Annotated in this window: 19 protein-coding genes; 13 read left to right on the forward strand and 6 right to left on the reverse strand. The window is 62.8% G+C overall.

Going from position 1 to position 21,419, the window contains the following annotated elements; translation table 11 throughout:
- Positions 1–11: 11 nt before the first annotated feature.
- Positions 12–1,454: an NAD(P)-dependent oxidoreductase gene (locus HBA54_RS05015; RefSeq protein WP_167222017.1), complete on the reverse strand. Its 1,443-nt coding sequence runs from the start codon at positions 1,452–1,454 to the stop codon at positions 12–14.
- A gap of 619 nt (positions 1,455–2,073) precedes the next feature.
- On the opposite strand from HBA54_RS05015, the gene HBA54_RS05020 reads away from it, so the two are divergent.
- Positions 2,074–2,901: an undecaprenyl-diphosphate phosphatase gene (locus HBA54_RS05020; RefSeq protein ID WP_167222019.1), complete on the forward strand. Its 828-nt coding sequence runs from the start codon at positions 2,074–2,076 to the stop codon at positions 2,899–2,901.
- A gap of 161 nt (positions 2,902–3,062) precedes the next feature.
- Here HBA54_RS05020 and HBA54_RS05025 read toward each other — a convergent pair whose 3' ends face one another.
- Complete coding sequence (locus HBA54_RS05025; protein ID WP_167222021.1) at positions 3,063–4,013, reverse strand: complex I NDUFA9 subunit family protein; 951 nt, start codon at positions 4,011–4,013, stop codon at positions 3,063–3,065.
- A gap of 251 nt (positions 4,014–4,264) precedes the next feature.
- On the opposite strand from HBA54_RS05025, the gene HBA54_RS05030 reads away from it, so the two are divergent.
- From HBA54_RS05030 to ptsN, 8 genes are all read left to right on the forward strand, one after another.
- Complete coding sequence (locus tag HBA54_RS05030) at positions 4,265–4,891, forward strand: ribonuclease D (RefSeq protein WP_167222023.1); 627 nt, start codon at positions 4,265–4,267, stop codon at positions 4,889–4,891.
- Between the two features lie 246 nt (positions 4,892–5,137).
- A complete protein-coding gene (locus HBA54_RS05035) occupies positions 5,138–6,142 on the forward strand; it encodes a KpsF/GutQ family sugar-phosphate isomerase (protein WP_167222025.1) in 1,005 nt (334 codons plus the stop codon).
- Between the two features lie 17 nt (positions 6,143–6,159).
- On the forward strand, positions 6,160–6,858 hold the full coding sequence (gene lptC / locus HBA54_RS05040; protein WP_167222027.1) for an LPS export ABC transporter periplasmic protein LptC: 699 nt from the start codon (positions 6,160–6,162) through the stop codon (positions 6,856–6,858).
- Positions 6,855–7,781, forward strand: coding sequence for an LptA/OstA family protein (locus tag HBA54_RS05045; protein WP_167222029.1), 927 nt, complete (start codon positions 6,855–6,857; stop codon positions 7,779–7,781). The genes lptC and HBA54_RS05045 overlap by 4 nt, the downstream gene beginning before the upstream one ends.
- Positions 7,782–7,872: 91 nt before the next feature.
- Positions 7,873–8,685: an LPS export ABC transporter ATP-binding protein gene (gene lptB, locus HBA54_RS05050; protein ID WP_322095977.1), complete on the forward strand. Its 813-nt coding sequence runs from the start codon at positions 7,873–7,875 to the stop codon at positions 8,683–8,685.
- Between the two features lie 13 nt (positions 8,686–8,698).
- Positions 8,699–10,321: an RNA polymerase factor sigma-54 gene (gene rpoN / locus HBA54_RS05055; protein WP_167222031.1), complete on the forward strand. Its 1,623-nt coding sequence runs from the start codon at positions 8,699–8,701 to the stop codon at positions 10,319–10,321.
- A gap of 462 nt (positions 10,322–10,783) precedes the next feature.
- Positions 10,784–11,374 carry a ribosome hibernation-promoting factor, HPF/YfiA family gene (hpf, locus tag HBA54_RS05060; RefSeq protein WP_167222033.1) on the forward strand — a complete coding sequence of 197 codons (591 nt, stop codon included), beginning with the start codon at positions 10,784–10,786 and terminating at the stop codon, positions 11,372–11,374.
- Between the two features lie 37 nt (positions 11,375–11,411).
- Positions 11,412–11,876 carry a PTS IIA-like nitrogen regulatory protein PtsN gene (gene ptsN / locus HBA54_RS05065; RefSeq protein WP_167222035.1) on the forward strand — a complete coding sequence of 155 codons (465 nt, stop codon included), beginning with the start codon at positions 11,412–11,414 and terminating at the stop codon, positions 11,874–11,876.
- A gap of 146 nt (positions 11,877–12,022) precedes the next feature.
- On the opposite strand, the gene HBA54_RS05070 is transcribed toward ptsN, so the two are convergent.
- The 4 genes from HBA54_RS05070 to HBA54_RS05085 all read right to left on the reverse strand — a co-directional run bounded on the left by HBA54_RS05070 (position 12,023) and on the right by HBA54_RS05085 (position 15,607).
- Complete coding sequence (locus HBA54_RS05070; RefSeq protein WP_167222037.1) at positions 12,023–12,238, reverse strand: DUF1150 family protein; 216 nt, start codon at positions 12,236–12,238, stop codon at positions 12,023–12,025.
- Positions 12,235–12,699: an Hsp20 family protein gene (locus HBA54_RS05075; protein WP_167222039.1), complete on the reverse strand. Its 465-nt coding sequence runs from the start codon at positions 12,697–12,699 to the stop codon at positions 12,235–12,237. Before HBA54_RS05075 ends, HBA54_RS05070 begins: the two co-directional genes overlap by 4 nt.
- A 179-nt stretch (positions 12,700–12,878) precedes the next feature.
- Entirely contained in the window at positions 12,879–14,612 is a 1,734-nt protein-coding gene (locus HBA54_RS05080) for an EAL domain-containing protein (RefSeq protein WP_167222041.1), read from the reverse strand.
- A gap of 221 nt (positions 14,613–14,833) precedes the next feature.
- Complete coding sequence (locus HBA54_RS05085) at positions 14,834–15,607, reverse strand: metallophosphoesterase (protein WP_167222043.1); 774 nt, start codon at positions 15,605–15,607, stop codon at positions 14,834–14,836.
- Positions 15,608–16,223: 616 nt separating this feature from the next.
- On the opposite strand from HBA54_RS05085, the gene HBA54_RS05090 reads away from it, so the two are divergent.
- The 4 genes from HBA54_RS05090 to HBA54_RS05105 all read left to right on the forward strand — a co-directional run bounded on the left by HBA54_RS05090 (position 16,224) and on the right by HBA54_RS05105 (position 21,399).
- Positions 16,224–17,474 (forward strand): ABC transporter substrate-binding protein, encoded by a 1,251-nt coding sequence (locus HBA54_RS05090; protein ID WP_205944423.1) that lies wholly within the window; start codon positions 16,224–16,226, stop codon positions 17,472–17,474.
- A gap of 67 nt (positions 17,475–17,541) precedes the next feature.
- Positions 17,542–18,462, forward strand: coding sequence for a carbohydrate ABC transporter permease (locus HBA54_RS05095; protein ID WP_167222045.1), 921 nt, complete (start codon positions 17,542–17,544; stop codon positions 18,460–18,462).
- Positions 18,462–19,313, forward strand: a complete 852-nt coding sequence (locus tag HBA54_RS05100) for a carbohydrate ABC transporter permease (protein ID WP_167222048.1) — start codon at positions 18,462–18,464, stop codon at positions 19,311–19,313. Before HBA54_RS05095 ends, HBA54_RS05100 begins: the two co-directional genes overlap by 1 nt.
- A 136-nt stretch (positions 19,314–19,449) precedes the next feature.
- Positions 19,450–21,399 (forward strand): beta-galactosidase, encoded by a 1,950-nt coding sequence (locus tag HBA54_RS05105; protein WP_167222385.1) that lies wholly within the window; start codon positions 19,450–19,452, stop codon positions 21,397–21,399.
- Positions 21,400–21,419 lie beyond the last annotated feature (20 nt).

The raw sequence follows: 21,419 nt of genomic DNA on the forward strand, positions 1-21,419 counted from the left end.
TCCCCCAGCCTCTATTCCGCCGCAACGGCGGCGGCGGCCGGCTTGGTCTGCAGGTAGCGATGGATCTGTTCTGCCGCGTCGCGCCCGTCGCGCACCGCCCAGACCACCAGAGACGCCCCGCGCACGATGTCGCCGGCGGCGAAGACGCCATCCAGATTGGTCATCAAGGTCGAGAAGTCGGTTTTCACGGTCCCCCAGCGGGTGACCTCCAGGCCCGGCGTATCGAACAGCCGCGGCAGATCCTCGGGATCGAAGCCCAACGCCTTGATCACGATATCGGCCTCCACCGAAAAGCTGGAGCCTTCCAGAATCTGCGGCGTCTGCCGCCCGGTCGCATCGGGCATGCCCAGATGCACGCGCTGCGCCCGCAGGGCCTCCGCCTTGCCGTCGCCGAGAACCGCTTCCGGGGCGGAGAGCCAGACGAATTCGACCCCCTCTTCCTCCGCATTGGCGACCTCGCGCTGGGAGCCCGGCATGTTCTTGCGGTCGCGGCGATAGAGGCAGCGCACCGCCTTGGCGCCCTGGCGCACGGCGGTGCGCACGCAGTCCATGGCGGTATCGCCGCCGCCGATCACCACCACCGACTTGCCGGCGGCATTCAGGGTACCGTCGTCGAAAGCCGGCACCGAATCGCCCAGGCCCTTGCGGTTGGAGGCGGTCAGGAAGTCCATCGCCGCGAAGACGTTATCCAGGCCGATGCCCGGCACCTTGATGTCGCGCGCCTTGTAAACGCCGGTGGCGATCAGCACCGCGTCGTGGCGTTCGCGCAGCTCGGCAAAGCTGAGGGCGCCGCCGACATCGCTGTTGAGGTGAAACTGCACCCCGCCGCGCTCCAGCAGATCGCTGCGCCGCTGGACAATCTCCTTTTCCAGCTTGAAGTTCGGGATGCCGTAGATCATCAAACCGCCGACCCGGTCGTAACGGTCGTAGACATGGGCCTGATAGCCCTTGCGGCGAAGCTCCTCGGCGGCGGCCAGTCCGGCCGGGCCGGCACCGACGATGCCGATCGATTCGCCGCGCTCCTTCACCGGCTTCACCGGCTCGACCCAGCCCTCTTCCCAGGCCGTGTCGGTGATGTACTTCTCGACCGACCCGATGGTCACCGTGCCGTGGCCGGCCTGCTCGATCACGCAGTTGCCCTCGCAGAGCCGGTCCTGCGGGCAGATGCGTCCACAAATCTCGGGAAAATTGTTGGTCGACTGGGACATCTCATAGGCTTCGCGCAGGCGGCCCTCGGCCGTCAGCATCAGCCAATCCGGGATGTTGTTGTGAAGCGGGCAGTGCACCTGACAGAAGGGGACGCCGCACTGCGAGCAGCGGCTGGCCTGCGCCTTGGCGGCAATCGGATCGTATTCTTCGTAGATCTCGCCAAAGTCCTGGCGGCGCGTATCGACAGTGCGCTTGTCCGGCATGGCGCGCGCAAGATCGACGAACTTCAACATTTTGTTGGCCATCAGACTCTTCCCCAAATCCGTATTCGGTTTTCTTTGGCCTCATCCTTACGGAGAGGCTTTCCAAGACTGCGGCCGTCCTGCCGATACAGAAGGCCTCATCCCGGCTTACCGCTTTGCGGAGCCCGTCTATAGACGAAGCTGCCAGCCGGATCGAGGAAAAACCGGTATTTATGTCACCAATACTGACCTATATACCTCACGCAGCGGATTCAGTCACGAGAATTCAGCGGCCCGCTCCACGCATCCGTTTCCAATAGTACCGATATGAGACCAATTGACCAAACCTGACACCGGGCCGCCCGGATTGTGGACTGGGAGGCCTGCCCCTGGGGTGCTATAAGCCCGCGCGAAGCCGTCCAAAAAGACCGACGGGCGTTTCAAACAACGGGCGTTTCAAACGCCGACCCGAAAGAGAGATCCCGTGTTCCAGGGGAAACACCTGCAAGTCGTGGCCATTCAGCTGACCGAGGACCGCAATCACATCTCCGCCCGATTTTTCACGTTTGATTAACTGTGTTGAAACCCTTCTGAGGTTCAAGGTGCTTGGCTGATCGTTCGCCGAGCGCCTTTCGCTTTGCCTGATTTCGTGCCGCCGCCTGATTTACCGGAAAGAACGCCTTTGCCCCTGCTCCATATCGTCATCCTGGCCGTCGTTCAGGGCATCACGGAGTTCCTTCCGATCTCCTCGTCCGGGCACCTGATCCTGGCCTGGCACAGCTTCGATGCCATCGGCATGAACGGCATCGAGCAGGCCGAACAGGACCGGCTGACCCTGGATATTGCTGTCCATGTGGGCACCCTGCTGGCGGTCTGCTGCTATGCCTGGCGGGAAATCGGACAGATGCTGGGCGGCCTTGGGCGTCTGGCCGTCGGGCGCTGGACGCCGGGGGCCCGCCTAGCGGTCATGATCGTCGTCGGCACTTTGCCGCTGATTCTGGTCGGCGGCTTGTTCAAGGACCAGATCTCGACCCATCTGCGCAGCACCGCGGTGATCGGTTGGGCGACCATCGGCTTCGGGGTACTGTTGTTTGTCGCGGACCGCAGCGCCATGACCCTGCGCCGCATCGACCACATGACCTTCCGCTCCGGCATCCTGATCGGCCTGGCCCAGGTGCTGGCCCTGATTCCCGGTACCAGCCGCTCCGGCATCACCATGACGGCGGCGCGTTTCCTGGGCTTCGAGCGGGTGGAGGCGGCGCGCTTTTCACTGCTGCTGGCAATTCCCGCCATTCTGGGCGCGGGCACCCTGGCCGGCTGCGACCTCTATGCCAGCGGCAATCTCAAGCTTGGTTACGAGGCGCTGATCGGCGGCGTTATGGCCTTCGTCGTGGCGCTGGTCTCCATCCTCCTGATGGTCGGCTGGCTCCGCCACGCCTCCTTCACGCCTTTCGTGATTTATCGCATCCTGCTGGGCGGGGTGCTGCTCTGGTGGGTCTACGCAGTCTAAGCCCTTTTCGCGCCGGACAGCGGCAGCTGAAAATCCTCTATAGCGTTTTCGACTTACGTCGAATCGGTTCCGGCCCGCTCCCCCTCCCGGCCACCCAACGCCAGTATCCTATGGGTGGCCGGGAGGGGGAGCGGGCCGGTGCCGTCAAACCCAGAAAGACTCTAGAACAGCTTACGGTCGGCGAAGCGCCCGCCGACGCGGTACTGGTCCAGGTAAGTCGGGATGATCGATTCAACCGTAGTCGCCTCGATCCCCAGATCCTGCAGGGTCAGAGCGCCTTCGCTCACCACGTTGTCGCTGCGCAGCAAGGTTACCTGATCGCGGGTCAGGGGCGGCACCGGCAGCAGCTCCAGAAAAGCCGCCTGCAGGCGTGCGATGCCGAACGGCAGGTTTACCAGCATCCGCCGCCGCCCGGTCGTCTTCATCAGCAGCTCCAGAAGCTGCTTGAAGCTGTATGTTTTGGGGCCGCCCAATTCGTAGACCTTGCCCCGGCAGGCCGGGTCCTTCAGCGCCAGGGCGGCGGCCCGGGCTACGTCGTCCACGTAAACCGGCTGGAACCGCGTTTTGCCGCCGCCGATCAGCGGCAGGGCCGGCGCGAAGCGCGCCATCTCGGCGAAGCGGTTGAAGAATCCGTCTTCCGGTCCGAAAACCACGCTGGGCCGCAGGATCGTCGCCTGGGGAAAGGCCTGCAGAACCGCCGCCTCGCCTTCGCCCTTGGTGCGGGCATAGGCGGCCTGCGCCGAAGGATCGGCGCCGATCGCCGACACCTGGACCAGGGCGCTCAGGCCTTCGGCCGCTGCAACCTCGGCAATCGTCTTTGCAGCCTCGGCATGAACGGCCTGAAAGCGCTGCTTGCCGCTCTCATAGAGAAGGCCGGTCAGGTTGACCGCCGCATCGGCGCCGTGCAGGGCCGCCGCCACCGCCTCGGGGTCCTGCACCGGCACGCAGAGCGGCGTGATCTGGCCGATATCGCCGAGCGGTTTCAGGAAGTTGGCGCGGGCCGGATGACGCACCGCCAGCCGGACCATCCAACCGTCCTGCGCCAGGCGCTGAACCAGATAGCGGCCGATGAAGCCGGAGCCGCCGAAGACCGTGACAATACCGCTGCTCATGTCATCCCCTTTGCCGTCACCGCCGCGCCGCGCGCCCCGAAGCTGCAAAGCCGGCAAATTCACACGCTTTGCTTACCATGAAAGCGGATGGCGCGGCGTATATCTAGGCGGATTTATACAAAGCCCGCGCGCAAGTTGACAGCCTCAAATCACCGCCTATGTTGGACTTCTGGCCCGCCGAGAAGCGGCTGTCCGCCCTGCCGCAGAGCGGCGTCTACTGTAAACAACTAGGCCAGCGACAAGGAGCATCAATGGCAGCGGCGAACCCTGAAATCCATCTTCATATCGGCGATCTGCCGGACGGATTGAGCTTTGGCGATTCCCTTGCCATCGACAGCGAAACCATGGGACTGGACCTGAAGCGCGACAGGCTCTGCCTGCTGCAGCTTTCCGGCGGCGACGGGGTCTGCCACCTGGTTCAGTTCCCCAAGGGCCAGTACGACGCGCCCAACCTGAAGGCTTTGCTCGGCGATCCGGGAATCACCAAGCTCTTTCACTTCGCCCGCTTCGATGTCGCAGCGATCCGGCGCTACCTCGAGGTTGACTGCGCGCCGGTCTATTGCACCAAGATCGCGTCCAAGCTGGTGCGCACCTATACCGACCGCCACGGCCTGAAGGATCTCTGCCGCGAGCTGCTGGGCGTCGAGATTTCCAAGCAGCAGCAATCCTCGGACTGGGGCGCGGAAACCCTGAGCCGGGACCAGCTGAACTATGCGGCCTCCGATGTCTTGTATCTGCACCAGCTGAAGACCAGATTGGATGTGATGCTGGAGCGCGAGGGGCGCATGGCGCTGGCGCAGGCGTGTTTTCGGTTCCTGCCGACCAGGGCGGCCCTGGACATGGCGGGCTGGAACGAGGTCGACATCTTCGCTCACTAAAGCTTGTTGCCCGAGCCCGCTTAAAGCGGCGCCGGGGCTGGCAGAAGTGACAAAGGAGTGTTATCCCTTGGAATCGCTGGTGCCGGCGTGTTTTTCCGCCGCACCGCTGGATCAGGGGGGATGCTGCGATGCCTTTCGCCGTAGTATCCGGCAAAGGCCGTCATTTGGGGGTGAAGACATCTTGCACCGAAACAGTTCGCGCTGGCTTGCGCGGCGCTTGAGCCGCCACCGGATAGAAATGAAGACATGAAAGCTCAATTGAATGCCCGCGACACGGTGCAGACCGCCGATCTGGAGGTGGCCCGCCGTGTATTGAAAGTCGAAGCCGAGGCATTGGAAACCCTCGCCCGGAGCCTCGATCACCGCTTTGTGGAAGCGATCGACCGGCTGGCCGCCGTCGAGGGGCGTGTGGTTGTGACCGGCATGGGCAAAAGCGGCCATATCGCCCGCAAGATCACCGCGACCCTGGCCTCTACCGGAACGCCGGCCCAATTCGTCCATCCGGGCGAGGCCAGCCACGGCGACCTGGGCATGATCACCGCGGCCGACGCGGTCATCGCCCTGTCCAACTCCGGCAATACGCTGGAATTGAGCGATATCATCACTTATGCCAAGCGCTTCGCGATCCCGCTGATCGCCATCACGGCAAAGACCGAGAGCGCTTTGGCGGAAGCCGCGACCGTGCCGCTGATCCCGCCGGCCGCGCCGGAGGCCTGCCCCATGGGCCTGGCGCCGACCACCTCCACCACCATGATGCTGGCCCTGGGTGACGCCCTGGCGGTTGCCTTGATGGAACGGCGCGGCTTTTCCACCAGCGATTTCCAACTGCTCCACCCGGGCGGAGCCATCGGCAAGCGCCTATTGCGGGTCAGCGATCTGATGCACGACGGCAAGGCCCTGCCGCTCTGCACCGCCGATACCGTCATGTCCGAAGCGATCCTGATCATGACCGAGTGTCGCTTCGGCTGCATCGGCATCGTCGATGAGAACCGCCGGCTGCTCGGCATCATCACCGACGGCGATCTGCGCCGCCACATGGACCAATCCCTGCTGACCTGCAAAGCGGGCGATATCATGACGGCCTCGCCGCACACCATCCGCGCCAACGCGCTGGCGGCCGAAGCGGTGGCCCTGATGAATACCAGCCAGCCGCCGTTCCTCTGCGTCTTCGTTGTGGATGAAGCCGGGCCCGCCGACCAGCCCGTCGGGATCCTTCACATGCACGACTGCCTGCGCGCAGGCCTGGCTTGATAGGATGATGGGCGCTCATGGCTGACACGGCGATCAACGGCATCGGTACTCCAGGGCGGCAGGCGCCTTCCCCGGTGCCCGTCCAGAAAGCACTGCAACCGCCGCGCCTTTCCGGCCGCAACAGCTATAGCCTTTTCGTCACCTCGATGAAATTCCTGCTGCCGGCCCTGGCGACGGGCCTGGTGTTGCTGGTGATCGCCTGGCCGCAGATCATCCCCGACCAGCGCAGCCTTGGGCTGGACTTTTCAAAGATCGCCCGGGATCAGGCGAAAAACCTGAACATGCTGAACGCACACTTCAGCGGGGTCGATGAAAACAATCAGCCCTTCAACATCACCGCTGACATGGCAAGCCAGACCCCGGACAACGAAGACGTCGTCGAGTTGCAGCACCCCAAGGCGAAGATGCAAACCACCGAGGGGGCCCGGATCGGCATTTCCGCCCGTCTCGGCCACTTTGACCAGGAGGTCGAAATCCTGAACCTGACCGGCACGGTTCATCTGACCCACGACAAGGGCTTTGAGATGACCACCGACGCCGCCACCGTCGACCTGAAGGAAGGCACGGCGGCCGGCGATTCTGCCGTCAGCGGCCAGGGGCCGGCAGGCGAACTCCAGGCCGAGGGCTTTCGAATGAGAGAGAAGGGTCAGATCATTGTTTTCACCGGCAAAAGCCGGATGCTCATTCTACCCAATGCAGAAGAGAGCCTGAAATGAGCAGCGCCGCCGCAAAGACCGCCAGGCTGACGACCGGGCCCGCGTCACGATTCGTCCTGCTGACCGCCTTGGCGCTGTTTGCCGCCGCGGTCCTGCCGCTGCCGGCAAACGGCCAAGCTATCGGCAACCTGCAGGAAAGCGATGAACCGCTGGAAATCAATGCCGAAGACGGCATCGAATGGAACCGCAACGACAAGACCTATATCGCCCGCGGCAACGCCCGGGCGGCCAGCGGCGAAGTCGAGGTGCTGGCCGAGGTCCTCACCGCCTACTACCGCGAGTCGCCGGAAGGAGACAGTGAGATTTTCCTGCTGGAGGCAACCGGCAACGTGCGGATCAACGCCCCCGAAGGCACCGTCTACGGCGACAAGGGGCGCTACAAGCTGGACGAACAGGTCTTCATCATGACCGGCGAGGACCTGCGCCTTGAGGGTGAAAAAGACCGCCTCACCGCCCGCGACAGCCTGGAATATTGGGAAGCCAATCAGCAGGCCGTGGCGCGCGGCGATGCCAATGCCTATCACGAGGACAAGCACATCCGCGCTGACGTCCTGATCGCCAACTTCACCGAAAATGCCCAGAGCGAGATGGAGGTGAAGCGCATCGATGCCGAGGGCAACGTCGAGATCCGCACCCAGCGCGAGTTCGTCACCGGCAACGAAGGCGTCTACTATGTGGACCGTGAAATCGCGACCCTGACCGGCGACGTGAAGATCACCCAGGAAGAAAACCAGCTGAACGGCGAGTATGCCGAGGTCAACCTGGCAACCGGCATCAGCAACCTGAAAGGCGCGGCACCGGGCAGCCAGACGCAGGCCCCGGTTACGGCGATCGTGGTGCCCCGCTCCAAACCAAAATCCGAGTCCGAAGAACCCGCGGAGCAGGCACCGGAAGAAGCATCGCCCTCCGCCGGCGGCTCGTGATCAAAGGCAGGACTCACACCATGGAAACCTTGGTCTGGCACCCGTCTTGGTGTAACAGGAAGGTGGTGCATCGGTTAAGGGAAGAATCCTGGTGAGCAATTCGAGCCAAGGCCCTCGGGAAACCCCGGCGGCGGCGGAGCAGGCCGACGGGGCAGGCGATGGCCCGCGCCTCGTTACCGACAACACCGGCCTGATGGTCGTGAACATCGGCAAGAGTTTCAAGAAGCGCCCGGTTCTGCGCGGCGTCACTCTGTCGCTTCAGCGCGGCGAGGCGGTTGGCCTGCTCGGCCCCAACGGCGCCGGCAAGACCACCTGCTTCTACATCGTGACCGGGCTGATCTCACCGGACTATGGGTGGGTCACCTTCGACGGGCACGACATCACCGACATGCCGATGTACCGGCGCGCGCGCCTTGGCATCGGTTACCTGCCCCAGGAGGCATCGATCTTCCGCGGGCTGACGGTCGAACAGAACATCCGCAGTGTCCTGGAAGTGATCGAACCGGTGCGTGAGAAGCGCGAGGTCGCGTTGGAGAATCTGCTCGCAGAATTCTCCATCACCCATCTGCGCCGCACCCCTTCGGTGGCGCTTTCCGGTGGCGAGCGGCGGCGCGTCGAGATTGCCCGGGCGCTGGCATCCCAGCCCAGCTTTATCCTGCTGGACGAACCGCTCGCCGGCATCGACCCGATCGCCGTGGGCGATATCCGCGATCTTGTGTCCCATCTCAAGGATCGCGGCATCGGCGTCTTGATCACCGATCATAATGTTCGTGAGACGCTGGATATCGTCGACCGCGCCTACATCATTCACGATGGCGTCGTGTTGATGGAAGGCGAACCGGATGCCATCGTCGCCCACGAGGACGTCCGACGCGTTTACCTGGGCGAAAGGTTTAGCCTCTAAAAGGTTAAGCAATATGGCGGCGACACAAAGATTGGAACTGCGTCAGCGCCAATCTCTGGTCATGACGCCGCAGCTGCAGCAGGCGATAAAGCTGCTGCAGCTTTCCAACCTGGAATTGGCGGCGGAAGTTGACCGGGAAATCGAGCAGAATCCTCTGCTCGATCGCGAGGACGGCAGCAGCGATACCCCGCTGGACACACCAAGTGTGGACCAGCGGGATCCTGAATTCGACCCTGCGGCAGAACCCCCTTCTTCATCTGCGGTTGCCGGAAGCGAAAGCCCGGACAGCGGTAGCCCGGATAGCGGCAGCGGCCTCGCCGACGCCACGATGGCCGACCCCCCGGTAACCGACAGCCTTGACCAGGCCAATGCCGAGCGACTGCCGGCTGCCGGCGAAGCGCCGCTCGACACCGACTATGACAACGTCTTCACCAACGGTGCCTCCTGGGAGGGCGGCGCCGACGAAGCGGCCTTTTCAAACCGCCCGATGAGCGCCGGGCGCAGCGACGACAATGACTTCTCGCTGGAGCAGCGCCTCTCCGAAGACATCACCCTGCGCCAGCATCTCTCGAACCAGCTTCATCTTGCGGTCACCGACCCGGTCGAACGGGCAATCGGCACCTGCCTGATCGACCTGCTCGACGACAGCGGCTATCTGTCCGTCGAGCTGCAGGGGCTGGCCGAGCAGCTGAGTTGCCCGCTGGAAAAGATTGAAAGCCTGTTGGCCAAGCTGCAGCGCTTTGAACCGAGCGGCATCTTTGCGCGTTCGCTGGCCGAATGCCTGGCGCTGCAACTGCAGGAAAAAGATCGCTACGACCCGGCGATGCAGGCACTGGTCGAGAATCTGGAGACACTGGCCAAGGGCGACTTGGCGCGCCTGAGAAAAATCTGCAGCGTCGACCAGGAGGACCTGGCCGATATGGTTGCGGAGATCAAAGCGCTGGACCCACGGCCGGCCCTTTCTTTCGACGGGGACGTGGCGCAGCCGGTTATCCCCGACGTCCTGATGCGGCCGGACCGCAAAGGCGGCTGGCTGATCGAGCTGAACAGCGACACCATGCCCCGGCTTCTGGTCAACTCCGACTACTACGCCCAGATCCACACGCAGCTTCGCTCAAAGAAAGAGCGCGAATACCTAAGTGACCGGCTGCAGTCAGCCAACTGGCTGGTCAAGGCCTTGCACCAGCGGGCCACGACCATCCTCAAAGTGTCGCATGAGATCGTCAAACAGCAGGATGCCTTCTTCCGCAAGGGGGTCGAGCATATGAAACCGCTGACCCTGCGCGATATCGCGACGGAAATAGAAATGCACGAATCGACCGTGAGCCGGGTCACTTCCAACAAATACATCGCCACACCGCGTGGCACCTTCGAATTGAAGTATTTCTTCACCGCTTCGATCGCCGGTGCCGACGGTACGGCCCATTCGGCCGAGGCGGTCCGCCATCGCATCAAGCTGCTGATCGAAGGTGAAAACCAGAAGAAGATCCTGTCGGACGATACGATCGTGAACCTGCTGCGCCAGGACGGCGTCGATATCGCCCGCCGGACGGTAGCAAAGTACCGCGAAGCCATGCGGATACCGTCCTCCGTTCAGCGGCGCCGGGAAAAATCCTCTCAGGCCAGAAGCCTGTAGACGCCTGGAGAGGACGCCCCCTCTCCCGCTTCAAGACCGCCGATCAACAAAATCCCGGGGGCGGTTTGCGAAAATCCAGCAGGCAGGCTTCTCAGGCAGGCATCCCAAGGCGCTGAGACGGCGATATTCTTTGATCAGGACCGGGAAGCCGGCCACAGCGTTTCCCCCGCAGGATCGACGGATTAACCCCTTGATCGCAAAGAAAAGCCGAAGGGCGGCGCGGGACCGCGGCGCGACGCCAATCCCCTCTTCCGTACAGCGGCGGTGAGAAAAGCCTGGAAGCGTTAACGGAAATTAACCATTTGATTCGGCATAAAACATAAGCGGACGCTGTGGGCTGACGAAGCGGTTCTGTGACTCTATTGACACTGACTTGGCCCGTCTCTATGTTGCGCCCGCCCTCAGGAAAGGGCTATGCTATGACGGTGGCCAACCACCTCGTTACAATCCAAAAAAGAGATTATGCAGCTCTCTGTTAAGGGCCAGCAGCTTGACGTCGGTGACGCGCTGCGGACACACGTTGATGAAAGCCTCTCTCGCATTCTCGACAAGTACTTCGGGGATGCGATTGATTGTTCTGTGACATTGTCGCGGGAGGCGCACCTCTATCGCGCCGTTGTTTCGGCCCATGTCGGCCGGGGCATCAAGTTGGAGGCGCAGGGCGAGGCCAGCGAGCCCTACCCGGCCTTCGATGCCGCAGCGGAGAGGCTGTCGACCAGACTGCGGCGCTATAAGCGCCGATTGCGCGACCACAACAACAAAGTGGTCCATATGGATGGAGCACCCTTGCCGGCCCAGCAATATATCCTTGCGGGCGACGGCGAAGATCAGCAGGGTGAAGAGAGCGGCGGCGACAATCAACCTGTCGTTGTCGCAGAGATGACAACAGAGATCCCGACGCTGACGGTCAGTGAGGCCGTCATGCATATGGACCTTGGGGATCTTCCGGCAATGATGTTCCGGAATTCGGCGCATGGAGGATTGAACATGATCTATCGGCGCAGCGACGCGAACATCGGCTGGATTGATCCCCGCGGTAACCGTAAGGCGTGACCCCCTGAGCAATCGGGCGAGCATTCAAGAGTATCTCATGGAACTATCCGATCTTATTGCACCGGAAAACGTGGTCCCAAACCTTCGGGTGACCAGCAAGAAGCAAGCGCTTCAGGAGCTGGCGAAGAAGGCGGCGGAACTCACCGGCCAACCCGAACGGGCGGTCTTTGAAGTGCTGATCGAGCGCGAGCGCCTGGGCACGACCGGCGTCGGCCACGGGATCGGCATCCCTCATGGCAAGCTGCCGGAGCTGGACCGCCTCTATGGTCTTTTCGCCAGGCTGGAGAGCGCCATCGACTTCGATGCGATCGACGAGCAGCCTGTGGATCTGATCTTCGTCCTTCTGGCCCCGGAAACCGCCGGCGCCGATCATCTGAAGGCTTTGGCCAGGGTTTCCCGGCTGTTCCGCGACCGGGCGATCTGCGACAAGCTGCGCGGCACCGACAGTGCCGATGCGGTTTATGCTTTGCTGACCCAGGGCGCCACCAGCCACGCAGCCTGAAAAAGCACGGGAAAGGCCTGCCGGCCTTCGAGCAAAAAAGAAGAGGCGGCCCGCTGCAAAGCGGGCCGCCTCTTTACTTTCATGACCCAGTGAGTGGGAGGCCGGTAGGTCACCGACCCTTCGATCCGTGCGGGGCCTCGATGCCGTCAGTGAACGCTGAGCGGTTCCATACCGTTCTGGCGCACCGCGGCAAAGGCGACATCGCGGTCGGCCAATGCCGCCATCTGGGTTCCGTCGGCGGAGAAGACCAGGAAACAGTCCTTGTCCTCAAGACGGCCCGCTTTCACAAAAGCAAGGTCATTGATGCCCAGCAGGAGGAAGTCCTGGGGCGAGAGTTCGCGAACGGCGGTTTGTTCGTTCATGCCTGACTCTCCTTTCGAATTGCCTGAATGGATGGCGACTCCCCTGACTGCGACTCCCTGGTAGCAATCTTGATTTTGCGAACCGCCGGCTCCACCAGGGCGCGCTCCAGCTCGATGTGAAGCAAACCCTTGGCGAGTGCGGCGGCGGTTACTTCGATGCCGTCGGCCAGAACGAAACTGCGCTGAAACTGGCGCGCTGCGATGCCCCGGTGGAGATAGGCGCGCTCCTCGTCATCCTGTTGCTTGCCGCGGATGACCAGCTGGTTGTCCTCGATCTGAACCGAGAGGTCTTCTTCGGCAAAGCCGGCGACCGCAAGGGTAATCCGCAGCCGGTGTTCGGCGAGTTGCTCGACGTTGTAGGGCGGATAGCCTTCAGCGGTTTTCGAAATGCGGTCTATGGCCTGCTCGAACTGCTCGAAACCGAGCAGGAGCGGGCTGTTGAAGAGCGACAGGCGTGTCATCTGCTGCTTTTCCTCCTCCGATGCATGAGCAAGGTCAGCGATTGTGGTCGGAACCCTGGGGCACCCTTGTCGGTCTTCCCCGGTCCGGCGGCCCATCAGTGGCACCGCCTGACTATATCTGGGGTGACGAAGTGCTGCGATCAACCCGAAGACTCCTGAATTCTGACTATGTTCCTATCTCAGCGGCGGGACCTCGACCCGCCCGGCCTCGAGAAAACCGGCTGCGGGGCAGGCTTTCCGAGCAGATAACCCTGCCCCATATGGACGCCGAGGCTGCTCAGCTCGGTCACCTGATCTTCAAGCTCGATCATCTCGGCAATGGTTTTGATCTTGAGATCCCGGCAGAGCTCGCAGAGGTTTCGGATCAGCAGGGAATCCCGGTCGGAGCTCAGAAGACGGCGGGTGTAGGTTCCGTCAATCTTCACATAGTCGACCTCGAGCGCCCGGAGGTACTGGAACGACGCGGCGCCGGCGCCAAAGTCGTCCAGGCACATCGAAAAACCCATTTGCTTCAACGCCTGGAAAACCCGGCTGACCCGGTCCAGGTCGTGGATTCGAGAGGATTCCGTGGCTTCGAACATGAGGCGGCCCGCCAGACCGCTGTTTTCTTTGCCCAGGGCCATCAAGGCATCCACAAAAGCATCGTTCTGCAATGACTGTCCGGAGAGGTTGACCGCGAGCTTGACCGGCGAGCCGGCGCTCTGCTGCGAGAGATAGGTGATGGCGCGGCGGCTGCTGGCCAGGTCGAAATCCTGAATCAGGCCGACCTCTTCGGCAAAGACGATTGTCTGATACGGCGATTCCCCCTTGGCGAAGCGGGCCAGCGCCTCAAAGTGGGAGATCTCCCGGCTCTCCAGATCGACGATCGGCTGGAAAGCGAAGTCGAACTTGTTCTCCGCCACCACCGCCTTGAAGGCAGCGATCCGCTCCTGGGTTTCCGACACCTGTTCCTGGAAACTGCCGGAAAGGTCGGAGAAGGTCAGCTTCGAAGCACCAAGGGAGGCAACCTTGTTGATGGCGTAGACCAGGGCCTGGGCCGCTTCCTCGCTGGTCAGCTCGCCATCGCCGGCCTCGATGGTCGCCTGCTCGACGTCGAGGCCGCCGCCCGCGGGATCGAATGCCTGGGCGAGGTCCTGCAGCTGGCGCCGGATTTCGGTGCCGACAGCCGCACCGGCCTCGTGAACGATGCCAAAGCGGTCCTCCGTGATCGCACCGGCGGCATCGTTGTCGATGGCGCCATCGCGCATGACCGCACCGGCGTCGGCGCAAAACGCCTGCCAACGGTCGACACCGACCCGGTCACGGAACAGCTCCGCATCGATAAACTCGATGAAGGTCAGTTCGACATCCTGGCCCAGCGCTTTGGTGGTCTCCAGGGTTTCTATCGCAGCGCTCTCAAAGGCCTTGCGTTCGAGCAGACCGCTCTCTGTGCGGGCTGCCGCCGCCCGCGCCTGTTTGGCCAAAGCCGCATTGGCTACGGTAATGGTGCAGTAGACAACTTCCTCCCGCCCGGGAATGCGGCAGGCGTTGAAGATCACCTTGATGCCTCTGCTGGACAGCTTGCGGGCCTTGCTGTCCGCCGCCTTTGCAAGACGCCGGCCAGGCACGATCGTAACCAAAATCGGGCCACAGCGCTTTCCGGAGGTCAGCTTGCCGATCTTTGCGACAAGAACCGGTCTGTCTTCGGGGGCGAAGAGTTCCAGCCAGCCTGTGCCGATCAGGTCCTGCGGCGATCCGCCGATCAGCTGGTTGGTGGCCCCAAGGGCGTAGCGGACAAGGCTGTCGTCACCGATTTCCAAGAGCAGGTCAGAAGCTGCGAAGGCGAAGGCCAGAAAGCGGTCCCGCTGTTCGCGGAGGGCTTCCGATTCCGCCGCCGGAATCTCAGCCTGACGCTTCTGCTTTGCCTCGGTCATGGTGCCCTTCTGAAGCGCGGATGATTCCTGATCCGTATCTGGGCCCGTACGGGCCGCCGGGGAGGGGTCGGACGCACAAGCGGTAATCTGCCGTCATCCTATGCCGACAATGCTTAGGCTTTGCTTAATACAATCGATTAGAAAAAGTGAGCTGCGGTCGGCAAACTCAACCTGGAGGGGAGCTTCAGGCGTCTGACAGGCCGCGAGAACCGGCGCCGCCGCTAGCGCTCTATGCGCGTCGTCAGGAACCGCAGGCCATCTCCGTGCAGCTCCACCGCCGAAAGAGACCCACTGGCAAAGACACCACTGTCGATGCCGATACGATGGGGTAGGGCCACCGGCCCTTCCGGCGTATGGCCATGCACGACCGTTACCGGATGCGGCCAATCGAAGCCGCTCAGGAAGGGTTCGCGGATCCACAGCAGATCCTCTTCTTCCTGCTCGTCAAGGCGACGGTCCGGATTCAGTCCGGCATGGGCGAAAACGTAGTCGCCGATGCGATGCTGCAGGGGCAATGCCTGAAGGAACCTGATTCTCCCCTCTCCCAGGGACTCCTTGAGGGCCGCACCGACAGACTCGGGATTTTCGATCTCGGCCTCCGGCGCCAGACACTTCAGGGTTTCTTCACCGCCATAGCGCCACCAATGGAGCATACGCGGTAGAGAAAGATCCAGGCCGGTTACCGCGTCGATGAGGTAGCGCTCATGGTTGCCCATCAGCCTGATCTCCGTGACACCGGGCTGGCCCAGGCCGGCGGCGACCAGGTCCAGGGTTTGCAACGGCTCCCAACCGCGGTCGATGTAGTCGCCAAGCCAGACGACCGAGACTTCGCTGTCACCATGTTCGAGCGCGATGATACCGCTGATCCGCTCATGCAGCATCCAGAGGTGCTCGGCATGGGCGTGGACATCGCCAATGGCAAAAACCGCCTGTCCCCTGGGCAGGGCACGCGGCGCAGTCTGCCAGGGGCTGCTGTCGACAACTATGCGGGACATGACACTGCTCTTTGCACCGGAAGACCTCGGCTCACTGCGGCAGACCGGAAAAAACAAACGTGAAAGCCGATGAAGACGCAAAGCGTCCCACAGAAGGCAAAGGAAAAAAAGACCGGAGCCACAAATGTGGGTCCGGTCCGTACAAGTTCACAGGTTGGGCAAGCTCACAGGGTGGATGCTCAACCGCCACCCACCAGCGCAACGCGCTCTCGAACCATCGGCGGCAAGGAGGGGATCGAACACGCGCCGAACGGCACGCGGGCAGAAAAACACATCCTCGGTCTGTGCGGTTCCGGGTTCTCGATCCGCCGGCCACAGCCCGAATCTTTCAAAGCTGCGCATACGATAGTTGGCGAAAGTGACGGAATTGTGATGGCTTTGCGAAAACGTATCTGAACTCAAGTGGAACGATAGCCGCGAAGCGTTGTTTGTCAGAGATTTGGTCGGGATCCAACGGCGATTTACGGGGGAAAAAGCGCCGCAATGCCACAGATTCGCCCCTGTGGAAAAACCAAGAAGGCCATATGCAGGCCTTCGCTAAGAGTCTACCATTGCGCGTAACCGGCTCCCTCTGAGGTGCGGCACGGGAAAAAAATTAATACTGGGAGGAACTAAGGTGACATGCTTCTCGCGGCGGCTGGCGGTTCTCGTCGGCGCCCTCGCTCTCAACTTCGCACTTCTGGCCCAGCCGCTTCAGGCAGAGGCCGGAACCCTGGTGATCAATGCCGGAACGTCGGATCCGGCCCCCAAACAAGCCTTCGAGGAACTGATCGAGCGCTTCGAAGCGGAGAACCCGGATGTCGAAGTCAAGCTGAACGTCTTCGACCATGAAGGCTTCAAGACCTCCGTGCGCAACTTCCTGTCCTCCCAGGCGCCCGATGTCATCACCTGGTTTGCCGGCAACCGCATGAAGGCCTTCGTCGACCGCGGCCTGCTGGAGGAAGTCAGCGACGTCTGGCAGACCAACGGCCTGAAGGAGGCGATGGCCTCCAGCCTCTCGGCGATGACCATCGAGGGCAAGCAGTACGGCGTGCCCTGGAGCTACTACCAGTGGGGCGTCTACTACCGTAAAGACATCTTCGACGACCTGGGCCTGAGCGCGCCGACGACCTGGGACGAGTTCATGGTGGTGAACGGCAAGCTGAAAGAAGCCGGCATCACGCCGATCGCCATCGGCACCAAATACCTTTGGACGGCGGGCGGCTGGTTCGACTACCTGAACATGCGCGTCAACGGCCTGCCTTTCCATCTTGAACTCACCGACGGCAAAGTGCCCTACACCGACGACCGGGTGCGCGCGGTCTTCGCCAAGTGGGGCGAGATGGTGGAGGCCGGGCATTTCCTGGAGAACCACGCCACCTATTCCTGGCAGGAGGCACAGCCCTTCATCTTCCAGGGCAAGGCGGCGATGTATCTCATCGGCAATTTCTTCGTCCCTTTCTTCCCGCCGGAAATCGCCGACAAGATGGCTTTCTTCCAGTTCCCGGTGATCAATCCGGATATACCGATGTATGAAGATGCACCGATCGACACGGTGCATATTCCGGCGCGCGCGCAGAACAAGGAAGACGCCCGCAAGTTCCTGGCTTTCGTTGCGCGGGCCGACAATCAAACGGCGATGAACAAGGTGCTGGAGCGCTTGCCGCCCAACAAGGACGCGACGGTAAAGGACGACCGCTTCCTGCAGGCCGGGTTCAAGATGCTGTCCGCCTCTGAGGGGCTGGCACAGTTCTACGACCGCGACACAGACCCGGAGATGGCCAAGCTCGGCATGCAGGGCTTCCAGGAATTCATGGTCAAGCCCGACCGTCTCGACAGAATACTGACCCGACTGGAAAAGTCGCGGCAGCGGATCTTCAAGAAGTAGCCTGTTCGGCCGGGACGGGCCCGACACCCGCCCCGGCCGCAAACCTACCCAGCCTGTGGAGGGGGAAATGAGCGCCCAGGCAGACCCGATCGAACTTCGTGGCAGAGGTTCCTACTGGTATCGCAACCAGACGAAGATCGCGCCCTTTCTGTTCCTGGCGCCGGCCTTTTTCATGTTCCTGCTCTTCGTGGTCAATCCGATCCTCCAGAGCATCTGGGTCAGCTTCCACGAGTGGGACGGCCTGGGCGACAAGGTCTGGGTCGGGCTGGCCAACTACGTCGAACTCTTCGACGACGAACTGTTCTACGTGGCGCTCTGGAACAACGTCATCTGGCTGGCGCTCTTCATGCTCTCGCCGGTCATCGGCCTCGCCATCGCGCTCTACCTGAACCAGAAGGTCTGGGGCATCCGTCTCGTCAAATCGCTGTTCTTCTTTCCCTTCGTCATCAGCCAGGTGGTGGTCGGCCTGGTCTTTGCCTGGTTCTACGATCCCAGCTTCGGCCTGCTCAGCGAGATCACCACGCTGTTCGGGGGCGACCCGATACCGGTCCTCTCGGACGAGCGCTACGTCACCTACGGCATCGTCATCGCCGGGCTCTGGCCGCAGACCGCCTACTGCATGATCCTCTACCTCACCGGGCTCAACAACCTGAACGGCGAGGTGATCGAGGCCGCCCGCATCGACAACGCCAAGGGCTGGTCGATGCTCTATCACATCATCCTGCCGCAGCTGCGCCCGGCGACCTTCATCGCCGTGGTGGTGACCGTGATCGGGGCCCTCAGGAGCTTCGATCTGGTGGCCATCATGACCGCCGGCGGCCCTTTCGGCAGTTCGACCGTCCTGGCCTACTACATGTACGAACAGTCATTGTTCAATTACCGCATGGGTTACGGCGCGGCGGTGGCGACGATCCTGTTCCTGATCATGGACGTCTATATCGCCTTCTTCCTGTACCGCATGCTGAAACAAGAGAGCAGGAGCGGCTGATGTTCCCGACCGCCATCCAGAAAGCACCGCCCGCCGTTGCCTGGGGTTACAGGATTTCCCTGCCGATCGCCCTTATCATCTGGTTGCTGCCGCTGGCCGCCGTGATGCTGACGTCCATGCGCTCGCTGAGCGACATCACCCAGGGCAACTACTGGGGCCTGCCGACGGAGTGGCAGATCCTGGAGAACTACACCACGGTGTTTACCGCGACGCCGATGGGCCTCTATCTGATGAACAGCGTCATCGTCACCCTGCCGACGGTGGCCATCACCGTGGCGATCTCGGCCATGGCCGGTTTCGCGCTCGCCAAATACAACTTTCCGGGCAGCGTATTGCTCTTCGCCATGTTCATCGCCGGCAACTTCATCCCCTTCCAGATCCTGATGATCCCGGTGCGCGATCTGATGGTGCAGCTTGGCATGTACGACACCTACTGGTCGCTGATCCTGTTCCACATCGCCTTTCAGACCGGCTTCTGCACGCTGTTCATGCGCAATTTTATCCAGGCTCTGCCGCATGAGCTGATCGAAGCCGCCAGGGTCGAAGGGGCCACCGAGATCGAAGTCTTCTGGCATGTGGTCATGCCGCTGGTACGCCCCGCCTGCGCCGCCCTGGCGGTGCTGGTCTTCACCTTCATCTGGAACGACTACTTCTGGGCGCTGGTGCTGGTGCAGAGCGACGAGGTCCGCCCCGTCACCGTCGGCCTGGCGGCCCTGCGCGGACAGTGGGTCGCGTCCTGGCAGCTGATTTCCGCCGGCTCCCTGGTTGCAGCCCTGCCGCCGGTGATTATGTTCTTTGCCATGCAGCGCCATTTCATCGCCGGGCTCACCCTGGGCGCCACAAAAGGCTGACGACGACCATGCCGCAATCCTTTGTCCGCCTGGACGGCGCGGACGGCAGTTTCCTGTTCGACCATCACAGGCAGGGTCCATAGCCCCGTTGCATCTGAAAACAACCCTGTTACATCTGGAAAAGGTCTGAGTGCAAATGCTTGGCGTCTGCTACTACCCCGAACACTGGCCGGAGAACGTCTGGGCTGATGACGCCGCCGCCATGGCGGCACTCGGCATCACCTATGTGCGCATCGGCGAATTCGCCTGGAGCCTGATGGAGCCACGGCGCGACGCCTTCGACTGGGGCTGGCTGGACCGCGCCATCGAAACCCTGGCGGCGGCCGGCCTGAAAGTGGTGCTCGGCACCCCTACGGCAACGCCGCCCAAGTGGCTGGTCGACGAGCGCCCGGACATCCTGCCGAGCGACGAAGAGGGCCGGGTGCGGCGCTTCGGTTCGCGCCGCCACTACTGCTTTTCAAGTCCGGCCTGGCGGGAGGAAACCCGGCGCATCGTCGAGGCCATGGGGGACCGCTACGGCGAGCACCCCGCCGTCGCCGGCTGGCAGATCGACAACGAATACGGCTGCCATCTCTCGGTGCTGTCCTACACACCGCACTGCCTGGCCGCCTTTCGTCAATGGCTGCAACAGCGCTACGGCACCATCGCGGCCCTGAACGACGCCTGGGGCACGGCCTTCTGGAGCCAGACCTACAACGGCTTCGCGGAAGTCGACCTGCCCATCCTGACGCTCGCCCCGGCCAATCCCTCGCATCTGCTGGACTACCGCCGCTTCGCCTCCGACCAGGTGGCAGACTACAACCGCCTGCAGGTGGGGATCCTGCGTCGCCTTTCGCCGGGCCGTTTTCTGGCGCACAACTTTATGGGCTTCTTCACCGAGTTCGATCACTACGCCGTCGCCCGGGACGTGGATGTCGCCTCCTGGGACAGCTATCCCCTGGGCCATACCGACCAGCGCCTGCCCATGCCCGCCGAAGACAAGACGCGCTGGGCGCGCTCCGGCCAGCCCGACGTTGCCGCGTTTCATCACGATCTCTGCCGCGGCATGGGAACGGCGCGCTGGTGGGTGATGGAGCAGCAGCCCGGCCCGGTGAACTGGGCCGACTTCAACCCGGCGCCCGCCGCCGGCATGGTCAGGCTCTGGACCTGGGAGGCGCTCGCCCACGGCGCCGAGGTGGTGTCCTATTTTCGCTGGCGCCAGGCACCCTTCGCGCAGGAGCAGATGCACGCCGGCCTGAACCGGCCCGACGGAACACTCGACCAGGGCGGCGAGGAAGCCCGGCAGGTGAGCGGGGAGATGACGGTTCTCGACGGACACCACACCAAAAGCCGGCGCGCGCCGGTGGCCTTGCTGTTCGACTACGAAGCGGTCTGGACCTTTCAGATCCAGCCCCAGGGGCGCGGCTTCGACTATATGGCTCTGGCCCATATGTTTTACCGCTGCATCAGGCGCCTCGGCCTCGATGTCGATATCCTGCCGGCAGGGGCGCCGCTGGAGGACTACGCCCTGGTGGTCGCCCCCAGCCTGCCGATCGTCAGCGAGGCGGCGGTGACAGCTCTCAAGGCCAGCAGCGCCGCCGTCGTTCTCGGCCCGCGCAGCGGCTCCAAGACCGCGAGCTTCCAGATACCCGGCGGTTTGCCGCCGGGCGACCTGCGTGCGCTCATCGACCTGCAGGTCAGCCGGGTCGAGAGCCTGCCGCCCAGCGTGCAGGACCAACTGACCTGGGCCAACAAGACCTATCCCGTCGGCCTCTGGCGCGAGCGCCTGGAGAGCAAGACGGCCGAGAGCGTCGCCAGCTTCCAGGACGGCGAGGCGGCGGCGATGACACAGGACCGCTGCCACTATCTCGGCTTCTGGCCGGAGGAGGCCTTCCTCACCGATTACCTGGCCGCCCTGGCCGAGGAGAACGGCCTGGCGATCCAGCGTCTCGACGAGGCCCTGCGCCTGCGCCGCCTCGGTGACCTCACCTTCGCCTTCAACTACGGCGACCGGCCGTTGCCGGCCCCGGCGCCGGAAGGCGCGGACTACCTGCTCGGCGGCCCGGAAATCGCCGCCCACGACCTGGCCGTCTGGAAATCGCGATAGGACGGGGCGGACCGCCAGGC

The sequence above is a fragment of the Pelagibius litoralis genome, from assembly GCF_011683915.1.
Taxonomy (GTDB): Bacteria; Pseudomonadota; Alphaproteobacteria; order Kiloniellales; family Kiloniellaceae; genus Pelagibius; species Pelagibius litoralis.

Coding starts and splice junctions, on each gene's coding strand:
- HBA54_RS05030 (WP_167222023.1), top strand. CDS start 4,265: ATGGCAGCGGCGAACCCTGAAATCCATCTTCATATCGGCGATCTGCCG.
- HBA54_RS05015 (WP_167222017.1), bottom strand. CDS start 1,454: ATGGCCAACAAAATGTTGAAGTTCGTCGATCTTGCGCGCGCCATGCCG.
- HBA54_RS05105 (WP_167222385.1), top strand. CDS start 19,450: ATGCTTGGCGTCTGCTACTACCCCGAACACTGGCCGGAGAACGTCTGG.
- HBA54_RS05035 (WP_167222025.1), top strand. CDS start 5,138: ATGAAAGCTCAATTGAATGCCCGCGACACGGTGCAGACCGCCGATCTG.
- HBA54_RS05025 (WP_167222021.1), bottom strand. CDS start 4,013: ATGAGCAGCGGTATTGTCACGGTCTTCGGCGGCTCCGGCTTCATCGGC.
- HBA54_RS05045 (WP_167222029.1), top strand. CDS start 6,855: ATGAGCAGCGCCGCCGCAAAGACCGCCAGGCTGACGACCGGGCCCGCG.
- HBA54_RS05085 (WP_167222043.1), bottom strand. CDS start 15,607: ATGTCCCGCATAGTTGTCGACAGCAGCCCCTGGCAGACTGCGCCGCGT.
- HBA54_RS05075 (WP_167222039.1), bottom strand. CDS start 12,699: ATGACACGCCTGTCGCTCTTCAACAGCCCGCTCCTGCTCGGTTTCGAG.
- HBA54_RS05095 (WP_167222045.1), top strand. CDS start 17,542: ATGAGCGCCCAGGCAGACCCGATCGAACTTCGTGGCAGAGGTTCCTAC.
- lptC (WP_167222027.1), top strand. CDS start 6,160: ATGGCTGACACGGCGATCAACGGCATCGGTACTCCAGGGCGGCAGGCG.
- HBA54_RS05080 (WP_167222041.1), bottom strand. CDS start 14,612: ATGACCGAGGCAAAGCAGAAGCGTCAGGCTGAGATTCCGGCGGCGGAA.
- ptsN (WP_167222035.1), top strand. CDS start 11,412: ATGGAACTATCCGATCTTATTGCACCGGAAAACGTGGTCCCAAACCTT.
- HBA54_RS05070 (WP_167222037.1), bottom strand. CDS start 12,238: ATGAACGAACAAACCGCCGTTCGCGAACTCTCGCCCCAGGACTTCCTC.
- hpf (WP_167222033.1), top strand. CDS start 10,784: ATGCAGCTCTCTGTTAAGGGCCAGCAGCTTGACGTCGGTGACGCGCTG.
- HBA54_RS05100 (WP_167222048.1), top strand. CDS start 18,462: ATGTTCCCGACCGCCATCCAGAAAGCACCGCCCGCCGTTGCCTGGGGT.
- rpoN (WP_167222031.1), top strand. CDS start 8,699: ATGGCGGCGACACAAAGATTGGAACTGCGTCAGCGCCAATCTCTGGTC.